This is a genomic window from Thalassoglobus sp. (assembly GCF_048270125.1).
Taxonomy (GTDB): domain Bacteria; phylum Planctomycetota; class Planctomycetia; order Planctomycetales; family Planctomycetaceae; genus Thalassoglobus.
In genome coordinates this window covers 1-11051 of sequence record NZ_JBLWTN010000055.1, presented here as the reverse complement: position 1 = coordinate 11051, position 11051 = coordinate 1, and the positions used below count along the sequence as shown (strand labels likewise).

Sequence of the window (11051 nt, the reverse complement as noted above, 5' to 3'; positions counted from 1 at the left end):
CACAAAAACGCGGAGTTTACAATACCACCCACAATGCGCAAAAAGCGTGCCGAACAATATTGGGGCTCCCCTGCCGCAAAGTCAACATAATGGTCGATCTAATAACATTGAATACATCATCGATTAATTCTTAAACCACATAATACCACGTATTCACTCCGACACCTAGACTACCATTACTCACTGGCAAGCAGGAGAAGAATATGTCTCTCTTCAATGGACTGGTGACTGCCTGTGATAAAAGAATAGAAGTCAACGCTGAATCCGCCACGCCCATCCTTACGCTGCACTCCAGTCTGAGCGTGCCACTCGTCCCGATTTTCGACGCGTGCTTTCTCGCGGCAGGGAAGCCCTGCCCTACACTCACTACGATGAGTCTCATTAACCAAATTGTCAAAGAACAATTGTGAATTCGAGGAGAATTCAACGCTTAATCCCGTCAAGCTCAGCCTGACCTACCTTGCTGTGAGCCGTGAAATTGGGGGTTGATTTCATCGTAAATCGACTTGATCAATCTTCAGGGGGACACCTTCATCTCCAAGGTGTGCTCGGGCGCTTGACCAGGCCCAGTCACTGGGACGTATGACAAGTCCACGCCGCACGGGGTTTGCATGAATATAATCAATCACATTTTCAATTGGTTTTTCACTCCACAAGTTGGAATCAAATCCACCACCCGGTTGCCAGAACCGAAACGTTTCACGATGACCATGCTTCGTCGTCAACCGTTGCAGCCACTGTTGCTCGTTACGTTCCATTAAGAACTGTTTTGCAGCTCGTGAAACGGGCGCTTTCAATGCAGCCAGTATTCGACGCATTTCATAGTTCTCCTCGCGTGGGAGTATCAATAAATGGATATGTTCAGGCATGATGACATACGCCCAGATGGCGACGTTCTGGGCCTCTCTCATCTTTTCCATCGCTGTAATCACCCATTCGCGGGAACGATCTTTTGACAACAATGGCTGACGCTTCCAGCACGAAAACGTAATGAAGTGTGCATGTCCAGCTTCGTTGATAGCACGTCGTTTTTTATGATGCTCTTCAGGCATGTGTGACTCAACCAAATTTCCAAAGATCAATCACGAGCTGCGCGACACGGTCACATAATGCAGAGACGACGACGCCTCGCATTACTCCTACACTCTCCCCCGCTCCGCACGGCTCGCAGAGCCGTGGCACTCCCATATTTCACTCATTCAGTCGGTCCACTCTGCCAGGCACAATCGTGGCACCTCCGTATTTCACTCATTCAACCGGGCCACCCCGCCCGGTGTAAGTCAAGGTGTTTTCACCGATTTCGGAAGCATGGATTGGTTTGACGTAAGTCGTTATTTCTCGTCGCGTGAAAAACTGGATGTTTGTCAAAATTAATTCCCGGAGGCCCTCAATTAAACTACCACATTTCTGTCACGGGAGATAATTTCAAATTCAATGGGATTGAGGTCAATTGCCAGGAGATTAGAGAATTCGACGATGCCATGTTTTTCAATAAACTGACTCTCAGCAGCTGAAATGAGCATCAGATTGTATAGGAAGACTGGAGCCCCCAAGATTGTCAATTCATTTGACAAATTCGAATCTGGTTCGATTCCAGATTCATGAAACAGGATGTGCGTCCACGGGGTCTCGGGGAAAACCGGTCTTGGAGGTGCTCCATGCGGAATTATATCTCCATGATTAATGTCCAGGCCACGCCCAACTATGACCTTGGCACACAGATGCAGAAGTTCTGCGTAGAACTCGTCAAACTCTTTAGAGTATAAGACTAATTCCGAGCGGCCGAACTGCGAATCATGCGATTGAAAACTCGCGAGACCAGAGGTCAAGAACGTAAAGAACTCTCTCCCAGTCGATTCGGGACAAAACACAAATACTGAAACCGGAAATTTTACGTTGGGTAGTCGAGTTTGAACAATCTTGTCTGGTTCTCCCCAAAGAGTTTCAAAATAAGGATTACATTTTGGAAGGCGATTCATAATTTCTCCCGCTGTGCGTTGAGTATTGAGAGGGGATATTTCGCCGTGCTCTATTTCCTCCCTGGTTATAAGATTCCGGCTTCCTGTTGCTGACCTATTCACTTAGGCTGCCCTCCCGAATCAGCGATATTGACCTTGCCAATCCCAAAACGATAAGGGCAATCGTTCTTCAGCCAATCTTCCAGAAACTCTTTGATCTTCTCGTTGAAAACTAAACCGTGGTACGCTGTGAATCCGAGTTCAAGGTTTTCAACGGATTTTGCAGTGTAAACAGCTTCATGGTCGTCATACACATTTAAGTGCTCGACCTTTCCGCAACAAGAACACTCTTCGATGGCAGGGTCTGCTGCAAGGCGAATAATGGCTTGGTCCATCGCGACAATACCAAGCCAGTCTTTGACAAACTTTAACCCATCGTTTTGAAATCCAACCCAGTAAAAATGTTTGAGAAATGGGGAAAGTTTCTCCGCCATATCACAGTGGAGTGCTGTCACATGAAAACTCGATGCGGACAGGAAACCACTCACATTCGTCTCTGGGGTTTCGCAAGTCAGCCACTGAAGTAAGGTTGGGTTACTCAACTGTCGACAAGATCGGCAAAATGCCGATGTCTTCCAGTTAGGGTTCGTTAGTAAATTAACATGAATGAACTCATTCTCGTCAAATGGTGCCAGATAAAAAATGTCAGGATTCACTAAAAGCCTCCTCCAGGTCCAATATTCATGTTTCCAAAAAGATAGTTTTTCCAAAATGCACCGGAGACATCGTACCCCGGATGGAGTGTGTCAAATTTATTGGACGCCTTGACTATAGAATTGTATGCTCGTTCCAACTCATTGCCTTTGGCATTCGCAAGCCATCTTTGAGACTTTTTGGCACTCATCCCAATGAGTTCCTTCAGGCCTGCATTTCGCAGTAACTGTAGGGCAGGGCTCCCCTGCCGCAAAGCCAACACAATGGTCAACCCAATAGCATAAAATCTACCATCAATGAATTCTTAAAACCACACAATATTAACATTCGCTCTGACACCTAGACTACCATTATTCACTGGTAAGCCGGAGAAGAAAACGTCCTTCTTCAATGGACAGGTCACCATCTGTGATAAAAGAATGGAAGTCAACGCTGAATCCGCACGCCCATCCTTACGCTGCGCTCCAGTCTGAGCGTGCCACTCGTCCCGATTTTCGACGCGTGCTTTCTCGCGGCAGGGAAACCCTGCCCTGCACTCACTTCAACCTGATCGAGCAATCTGCCCCCAGCCACCAGTCGTCACTCTTTGACAGGATAACGGCTTGAGATGGCAATGCGGTTCCATGTATTAATGACAACGGCAAGCCACTCAATGGCTGACATTTCTTCTCTGGAAAGGTCGGTTGCGGCTTGCTCGTAGATTGCATCAGGCAGTTGGCCTTCAGAGATCAGGGTGATTGCCTCCACAAGCTCCAGCGCAGCACACTCTTTGGGGCTGAAGTATTCAGTCTCTTTCCATACGGGAACAACTGCCACACGGTCAGCAGACTCCCCGTTGGCAAGTGCATCCCGTGTATGCAGCCTGACACAGAATGCGCATTGATTGATCTGAGAGGCACGCAATCGCAAGAGATGCGAAAAGCCTACGGCAATGCCTGCATTGGTTAAAGCATCAGAGGCAAGCCGGTCAAGCTCAATGACTGCCTGATACAGCTCAGGGGCTGATTTGCCAAGATTCACTCTTTCAGACATACGTCCCCCTTATTTTGCACGGTTAACACAAAGTATTAAACGTCGCTGTTCACTGCTCACTGTTTTTTTCATTTAGAGCAATGGCTACCGCTCCGGCGACCGGCTCTTTCACGATAGTCATAAACTGTTCCGAGAGTGCGAGTCTGCGCTGAAGTTTCTCGACAAATGCCGGCTGATGCACAAATACGCCACCAGCAAGAGCAAGTTGGGCCGCACACAAATTCAATCCAAGTTTGGCTGCGAGACTCTCAACCATTGTTGCGAGTTCATTGGCAGCTTCATCGATGATGCTGTGAGCGACCTCATCATCAGATAGCGAGAAGACAATACTGGAGAGCCCAGCAATCACCTCGCGACTCAACTTGTCACCATAAATTTTCCCGATCAACTCTGAAGCCTCAGCGATCTGAAAATGATCCAGAAAGGCTGACAAGAGTCGAGTTCGCGGTCCGCGATCGTCGGCAGCTTTCGTAGCGGCTTGTAAACCGGCGAGTGCGATTTGATATCCGCTTCCCTCATCACCAAACAGATACCCCCAACCGCCTGATCTTGCGATGTCGCCATCTGCATTTCGCCCCCAGGCAAACGATCCCGTCCCGGAAATCAGCGCAATTCCGATTCGTTCTGGACTGGCAGCCGCCAGGATCGGTTGAGCATCGTCCGTTACGATCACATTCGTTGCGAGGTCAAGTCCGTTTGCCCATGCTTCCAAACGAACTTGCTCTTCGACACGCCCCGCCCCGGCTGCACACAAGCAAAGTGTGAAGACAGATTTTTTTGGCAATTGAGCATCTAAAAATGCGTCTTCAATGGCTGTTTGAATTTGCTGGCAGGCAGCATCAAAGCCGACAGCCCGTGGGTTCCCCGGTCCGGCATGTCCCTTGCCGATTGGCTGCCGAGTCCTCTGAAACTCCGAATCCGCCAGCCACGCAGTTGTCTTCGTCCCACCGGCGTCAACGCCGATCACCAACTCACCGATGGTCGGGCTCCGATCACTTTCCTGAGGTTCATTCACTCTTGCGAATCCTCCTCCAAAGCCAACCGGAGCTGTCCACCATGTTTTTCTAAAAGGGTCCGCGCAGCTTGCGGGGAGACGTTCTTTCGCAACATCACAACAGTAGTTTTCAATTCACCATCGCACTTTTTGAGTTCTTCCTCAGCCTGTTCTTCTGTGATGCCTGCCAAGGCAGCAGCGATACGTCGACTTCGGACGATTAACTTAGAGTTGCTCGCTCGCAGGTCGACCATGTAGTTCCCGAAGGTTTTCCCGAGCTGGACCATGGTCCCGGTCGAAATCATGTTCAAGACCATTTTCGTCGCGGTCCCCGCTTTCATGCGAGTCGATCCGCTGATAATTTCAGGACCGACGACCGGAGCGAGCATCAGGTCAGCATGAGATGCCATTTGTGAATTCTCATTACAGACGAGTCCAATCGCATAGGCCCCAACTTCTCTGGCGTAATCGAGAGCACCAATGACGTACGGAGTCCGCCCGCTACTTGCAATCCCGACGAGAACATCCTTGCCGGTCAGGTCGATCGCTTTCAAATCGATCACAGCGGCCTCAGGATGATCTTCAACACCTTCAGCTGCCTTGCGAAGTGCCGTGTCTCCCCCAGCGATGAGCCCCACGACCATCTCGGCAGGGGTGTTGAAAGTCGGAGGGCATTCCGATGCATCTAAAACTCCCAGACGTCCGGAAGTTCCCGCACCGATGTAAACGAGTCGCCCCCCGCTGCGAATCCGCCCGGTCGCCACCTCGATGGCCTTAGCGATTGAGTCCGCTTCGCAGGCAACTGCGTCAGCAATTTTCGCATCTTCGGCGTTCATCAGCTTTACGATTTCCAGCGGAGAAAGCGTATCGATTTTCTCTGACAGCGGATTGATTGCTTCTGTCGTAAGTGAGGAGGACTCTTTCATAATTCACTGAATATTTCTGGCTGAAGATGCCGTTGGCTCGATAACTTCTGAGTTACAAAATGATAAAATCGAAGTTCTTCCAGAGTATCGAAATCAATCACAACAAACTACAACATGCGGCAAGGAAAATTGTGAATAATGAGTGCAGAACTTGGCCCCATTGATGTTGTCGTCCTGATCTCGCTGCTGCTGGCAGCGATTGCGATTGGGTTCTGGTCTGGCCGAAAGAACACCGATGTCGAGTCATATTTACTCGGTGGACGTTCGCTCCCCTGGTGGGCGATTCTCGGTTCCATTGTTGCTACCGAAACAAGCACTGCAACGGTCTTGAGTGTGCCGGGTGTTGCGTTTGGCGATGCCGGCATGAAGTGGCTGCAAATCGCGTTTGGATACATCGTCGGCCGCATGGTCGTCGTGCAAGTCTTCCTGCCGTTGTACTTCAAAGGAAAACTGCTGACAGCGTATCAGGTTCTCGATTCGCGATTTGGAACAGCGACGAAAACAACGGCCTCGCTTCTCTTTTTAGTCACGCGAAACCTGGGAGATGGGCTGCGGTTATTTCTGGCGGGGATTGTCTTGCACACCCTGCTGGGATGGCCGTTTGTGAACTGTGTGATCGCAATGGGCGTGGTGACGATTTTCTACACATTCTTCGGGGGGCTGCGATCCGTGGTCTGGAACGACTGCATTCAGTTCGTCATTTACATGCTCGGAGGCGTCGCAGCCCTGTTCATCATCGCCAGCCAAGTTCCCGAAGGATGGTCGCAAATCTGGACATTTGCCGAGACCTCTGGAAAGCTGAAGATTATTGAAACGAAATTTCTGATTTCCGACCCCTATAACATCTGGGCAGGAATGATCGGTGGAGCAGTGCTGACCATTGGGACACACGGAACCGACCACATGATGGTCCAGCGATACCTGAGTGCCCGCAGTCAAGGCGAAGCTGGGCGAGCTGTCTTCTTGAGTTCGCTCGTTGTCCTGGTGCAGTTTGCACTCTTTTTGTTTATCGGTGTCGAACTGGCCTGCTACTATTCATTGGACGGAAATGTTGCTCCTGAAAAAGCAGATCAGGTCTTTGCACATTTCATTGTGAATCAATTTCCTCGCAACACCGGCTTGATCGGTTTGATTCTGGCAGCAATTCTGGCAGCGGCGATGTCGACACTTTCCAGCTCGCTGAATGCTTCTTCTTCAGCATTCCTCAACGACTTCTATGTCCCCAACTGTCAAACACCTCCAGACGATCACACGCAACTGAAGATCTCACGCTGGCTGACCGTCGGTTTCGGCGTGCTGCAGATCGGAATTGGTGTTTGGGCAATTTCACTTGAACGAACGGTCGTGAACAACGCTCTGACGATTGCCGGATTCTCCGCCGGGCTGTTACTGGGGATCTTTTCACTGGGAGTTCTTACAAAGCGTGCGAGTCAGAAGTCTGCCATCGGAGGAGCTTTCGTCGGCTTGATCGTCCTGATTATTGTGCAGTTCGTCCTTAAGAATTCCGACGGGAATCCTCTCGTCGCCTGGCCATGGATTGCACTCATTGGCTCGGTGACAACATTCTCCGTGGGGATGCTGATTTCATTCATTTTCCCTCAGAAACAGGCAGTTATTGAATGATGTTCCTATTCCCTCAGCGAGTCGATTCGAAATCGAAACCGCAAGCCAAATCGGCATCGAACTGGGTGCTGCTTTTCCTCGTGGGACTCTATTTTTCCCAGTCACCTTCGACGATCTTCGCGGACGATGGTGTTCTCAACGGGATTGATGTCCTGCAACGAGACAAGTTCAAATTGCTGGCTGATCAACGCGTCGGCCTCATTACGAATCATACCGGGTTAAACCGCGACGGAGTGAGCACGGTCAAGTTGCTGAACGATGCAAAGAATGTTTCGTTGAAAGCACTCTTCAGCCCCGAGCATGGCTTCGAAGGAAAGCTCGACGTTTCAAAAATTGGCGACACGAAAGATCAATCAACCGGGCTGATCGTGTTCAGCCTGTATGGTGCGACTCGTCGCCCAACTGAAAAGATGCTCGATGAAATCGACACGCTGGTCTTCGACATTCAAGACATCGGAGCACGTTTCTACACATACGTTTCCACGATGGGTGAAGCGATGACTCAAGCGGCTGCACAGGGAAAGCGTTTTGTTGTTCTCGATCGGCCGAATCCAATCAACGGTATCAATGTCGCTGGCCCGATGCTGGATGCGGGGGAGGAATCATTTGTCGGTTATCACCATCTTCCAGTTCGTCATGGAATGACAACTGGAGAATTGGCGATGATGCTGAACAAGGAATTAAAACTCAACCTGAACCTGCACGTGGTGAAGTGTGAAGGCTGGCAACGCAACCAATTCTGGGACGAAACCAGCCTCGTCTGGGTGAACCCGTCACCGAACATGCGCTGCTTAACACAGGCATTGCTGTACCCCGGCATCGGACTGATTGAAACAACAAACCTCTCCGTCGGTCGCGGGACGGACACCCCCTTTGAAGTCATCGGCGCACCCTGGATCAATCCGAGAGAACTTGCCGACGCGCTCAATCGCCAAGAGACCCCCGGCGTCAGCTACGTCCCAATTCGATACACGCCGAGCTCAAGCAAGTACAAAGACGAAGAATGTGGCGGAGTGAATATCATCATCACCAATCGCGACCAGTTCGAGCCATTGCGGGTCGGCTTCGAAGTCTCGACGCAACTCCAAAAACTTTACCCGAATGACTGGAAAGGGAAAGATGCCATGCGACTTCTGGGAAATCGCAAAACGCTCGACGCAATTCTCGCGGGTGATTCTGCTGAGAATGTGAAGTCGATTGCAGAACAGGGAGTCGACCAGTTCCTGAAGCGACGGGAAAGTTTTCTGTTGTATTGAGAAACACATCTCACTTCTTTCGGATTGGTGTTCAGATTTTCCACAGACACAAAAAACGCGAAAGTGTTTAGAACCGGTCCGAAAACCTCTGGAATAGCCGCTTTCCTCAACGTTTGAGAGAGCAATTTCAAGTTTCAGGATCAGTTCTAAGCATGAAATCGAAGACGCTGTGCCAACTCACATAAAAACCGGTCTCGAACGATTCATTGAAGACCCGCCGACGGAACTGAATAAGGCCCGACTCGGGTTGTTGATGAATCAGGCATCGATCGATCCTCAGTACAACTACGCCTGTGACCGAATCGCTGAGCGTTTCCCTGGACAACTTGTCACACTCTTCTCTCCTCAGCACGGTTTCTGGGGCGAAGAACAAGCGAACATGATTGAATCGGACCATAGCTTTTATGGCCCACTCAACATTCCAGTTCACAGCTTGTATTCAGAAACGCGACGCCCCACGAAGGAAATGCTGACTGAGATCGATTTCCTGATCGTCGACCTGCAGGACGTCGGGACGCGTGTTTACACATTCATCTGGACCCTCCTGGAATGCATGAAAGCCTGTGCTGAACATGGTGTTCATGTGCTCGTTCTTGATCGACCGAATCCATTGGGTGGAGAAATCGCTGAAGGCCCGATGCTTCAATCGGATTTCGTCAGCTTTGTTGGCGGGGCAGAAATCCCGCTGCGACATGGCCTCACAATTGGTGAGTTTGCGAAATGGATGAACAAGTCCAAAGCCATCAATGCGGAATTGACCATCGTTCCGATGCAGGGCTGGCAGCGGTCCATGTTCTTTCAGGAAACAGGCCTTCCCTGGGCGGTCCCCTCTCCAAACATGCCACGGCTGGAAACTGCAATTGTCTACCCGGGACAGGTTCTACTCGAAGGCACAAACCTCTCTGAAGGACGCGGAACAACGCAGCCATTTGAACTCTGTGGAGCCCCGTGGCTCAACGCCGAAGAGTTCTGCAAAGATGTCAGCCGTATCGAACATCCCGGGATCGTTCTTAGACCGATTCGGTTTCGTCCGACGTTCGACAAATGGAAAGACCAGGCCTGCGAGGGAGTGTCGATACATGTCACCGACGCGCAAGCAGTGAGATCGGTAAAGCTCACAGTCTCGATCATTGAATCTGCCCGCCAACTCGCCCCCAAAGATTTCCAATGGCTGGCTCCGCCCTATGAATACGAAACGGTCCTCCCTCCCATCGACATCCTATTTGGGAACAGTGATCTGCGAGCAGAGTTGAAGTCAGCCAAAAGACTCGATGAACCAGAACTGAGCAACTTAGTTGAACTCGACACAGCAGCCTGGTGGAATAGCGTCTCCGAAATCCTACTTTATTAGAACTGATCCTGAAACTTAAAATTGCTCTCTCAAACGTTGAGGAAAGCGGCTATTCCAGAGGTTTTCGGACTGGTTCTAAACATTCTACGAGGAAACATGCACAAGCTGCTTCGTGGAGATGAGCGGTTCTTCACATAAAAGATTTCTCCACGAACACCAGAAGCACGAAAGTGTTATACAACCTGCTGCTGATCATGAGTAATAAAAAACGTAAATCGACACCGCCAAAAGATTCGGTTCTCGCAGAGCCCAGTGCAGAATTGAAAGCGACTGCTTTTCACGAAGCTGGACACGCCGTCATGGCGATGCTGCTGGGACGACCCGTCGAAAAAGTCACGATCGTTCCCGGCCAAATGCAGAGCGGAAGAGGTCGACTGGGAGCATGCAAGATTCAAAAAGGAATGCGAAAACCTTCCAGAGATCCAATGGAGGACGAAGTTCTGATCCTGTTGGCCGGAATGGTTGCTGAAAGTCGAATCACCGGACGGTATTGCCAACAGGGAGCTTCCCAGGATCTTCATCTCGTTCAAAGCCTGCTCTCCGAGAATCGAGCGACAAACGAACGCCAACTGCAGAGACTTGCAAAGCGCATGATTGACAAAACCGAAAATCTTCTCAGTGGAGCCGAGCCGACTAAGGCTATCGAACTGATCGCCAACGAGTTACTGAAAAATGAAACGATCAGTGGGAGAGCCGTCCGGCATTTTTTTGAAATCTCTAAACAGCAGCATTCGTAACTGATCTTCGATTGTTATTGCATGTTTCGAATCAGTGTTCGCGTTCCGTCTCGTAGCGAGCAATCGATGAAGTCATGAAAGTAAAATACACAGTCGCGTCGACGAATCTCTGTCAATTTCTGCATGTTTGTGTCCCCGTCCCTTGATGGCTTGCAGTTCTGACTGAAATTCAAAGACAAACAGACTGAACATTTGAGAACATGTGATCATCTGGGCGCTTCACTTTTATCTCATCACAATCCTCCTGCCGAGCGACACGTTTTCTGACCAGTCTCTACACAGACTTGTTACGGGTTGTGTTTGTTTGGACTTTTGCTTCAAATTAATGTGTATTGATGCAAAAAGAGTCTTTTTTCCATTTTGACCGCCTCAATTTCTGCCGTATCTCGCCTGCATTAACAGTAGGTTTTTTCGGAATAAGTTGAGAGAACGAAGCAATTGGGCACGTTCTGAGTCGAGA

The 11051-nt window shown here is 49.9% G+C and carries 11 protein-coding genes; 4 read left to right on the top strand and 7 right to left on the bottom strand.

What is annotated here, in order from left to right:
• Positions 1–491 precede the first annotated feature (491 nt).
• The 7 genes from ACN0YR_RS24945 to murQ form a co-directional block, all read right to left on the bottom strand.
• Entirely contained in the window at positions 492–1052 is a 561-nt protein-coding gene (locus ACN0YR_RS24945) for an REP-associated tyrosine transposase (RefSeq protein WP_417851928.1), read from the bottom strand.
• A 339-nt stretch (positions 1053–1391) separates the two neighbouring features.
• Complete coding sequence (locus ACN0YR_RS24940) at positions 1392–1979, bottom strand: suppressor of fused domain protein (RefSeq protein ID WP_145203881.1); 588 nt, start codon at positions 1977–1979, stop codon at positions 1392–1394.
• Positions 1980–2077: 98 nt separating this feature from the next.
• Positions 2078–2674 carry a hypothetical protein gene (locus ACN0YR_RS24935; RefSeq protein WP_145203883.1) on the bottom strand — a complete coding sequence of 199 codons (597 nt, stop codon included), beginning with the start codon at positions 2672–2674 and terminating at the stop codon, positions 2078–2080.
• Positions 2674–2862, bottom strand: coding sequence for a hypothetical protein (locus ACN0YR_RS24930; protein ID WP_145203886.1), 189 nt, complete (start codon positions 2860–2862; stop codon positions 2674–2676). The genes ACN0YR_RS24935 and ACN0YR_RS24930 overlap by 1 nt, the downstream gene beginning before the upstream one ends.
• 389 nt (positions 2863–3251) lie before the next feature.
• A complete protein-coding gene (locus tag ACN0YR_RS24925; protein ID WP_417851927.1) occupies positions 3252–3704 on the bottom strand; it encodes a carboxymuconolactone decarboxylase family protein in 453 nt (150 codons plus the stop codon).
• 49 nt (positions 3705–3753) lie between these two features.
• Positions 3754–4719 (bottom strand): N-acetylglucosamine kinase, encoded by a 966-nt coding sequence (locus tag ACN0YR_RS24920; RefSeq protein ID WP_417851926.1) that lies wholly within the window; start codon positions 4717–4719, stop codon positions 3754–3756.
• Positions 4716–5624 carry an N-acetylmuramic acid 6-phosphate etherase gene (gene murQ / locus ACN0YR_RS24915; protein ID WP_417851925.1) on the bottom strand — a complete coding sequence of 303 codons (909 nt, stop codon included), beginning with the start codon at positions 5622–5624 and terminating at the stop codon, positions 4716–4718. The genes ACN0YR_RS24920 and murQ overlap by 4 nt, the downstream gene beginning before the upstream one ends.
• A gap of 138 nt (positions 5625–5762) precedes the next feature.
• Between murQ and ACN0YR_RS24910 the strand changes: the two genes are divergently transcribed.
• The 4 genes from ACN0YR_RS24910 (at position 5763) to ACN0YR_RS24895 (ending at position 10591) form a co-directional block, all read left to right on the top strand.
• Positions 5763–7247 carry a sodium:solute symporter gene (locus ACN0YR_RS24910; RefSeq protein WP_417851924.1) on the top strand — a complete coding sequence of 495 codons (1485 nt, stop codon included), beginning with the start codon at positions 5763–5765 and terminating at the stop codon, positions 7245–7247.
• Entirely contained in the window at positions 7244–8503 is a 1260-nt protein-coding gene (locus ACN0YR_RS24905; protein ID WP_417851923.1) for an exo-beta-N-acetylmuramidase NamZ domain-containing protein, read from the top strand. The genes ACN0YR_RS24910 and ACN0YR_RS24905 overlap by 4 nt, the downstream gene beginning before the upstream one ends.
• Positions 8504–8672: 169 nt before the next feature.
• Positions 8673–9854 carry an exo-beta-N-acetylmuramidase NamZ domain-containing protein gene (locus tag ACN0YR_RS24900; RefSeq protein WP_417851922.1) on the top strand — a complete coding sequence of 394 codons (1182 nt, stop codon included), beginning with the start codon at positions 8673–8675 and terminating at the stop codon, positions 9852–9854.
• 194 nt (positions 9855–10048) lie between these two features.
• The gene (locus ACN0YR_RS24895) at positions 10049–10591 is read left to right on the top strand and encodes a M50 family metallopeptidase (RefSeq protein WP_417851921.1); all 543 of its coding nucleotides are present in this window, start codon (positions 10049–10051) and stop codon (positions 10589–10591) included.
• The last annotated feature ends 460 nt before the right edge of the window (positions 10592–11051 follow it).

Coding starts and splice junctions, on each gene's coding strand:
- ACN0YR_RS24910 (WP_417851924.1), top strand. CDS start 5,763: ATGAGTGCAGAACTTGGCCCCATTGATGTTGTCGTCCTGATCTCGCTG.
- ACN0YR_RS24925 (WP_417851927.1), bottom strand. CDS start 3,704: ATGTCTGAAAGAGTGAATCTTGGCAAATCAGCCCCTGAGCTGTATCAG.
- ACN0YR_RS24895 (WP_417851921.1), top strand. CDS start 10,049: ATGAGTAATAAAAAACGTAAATCGACACCGCCAAAAGATTCGGTTCTC.
- murQ (WP_417851925.1), bottom strand. CDS start 5,624: ATGAAAGAGTCCTCCTCACTTACGACAGAAGCAATCAATCCGCTGTCA.
- ACN0YR_RS24945 (WP_417851928.1), bottom strand. CDS start 1,052: ATGCCTGAAGAGCATCATAAAAAACGACGTGCTATCAACGAAGCTGGA.
- ACN0YR_RS24930 (WP_145203886.1), bottom strand. CDS start 2,862: ATGAGTGCCAAAAAGTCTCAAAGATGGCTTGCGAATGCCAAAGGCAAT.
- ACN0YR_RS24905 (WP_417851923.1), top strand. CDS start 7,244: ATGATGTTCCTATTCCCTCAGCGAGTCGATTCGAAATCGAAACCGCAA.
- ACN0YR_RS24940 (WP_145203881.1), bottom strand. CDS start 1,979: ATGAATCGCCTTCCAAAATGTAATCCTTATTTTGAAACTCTTTGGGGA.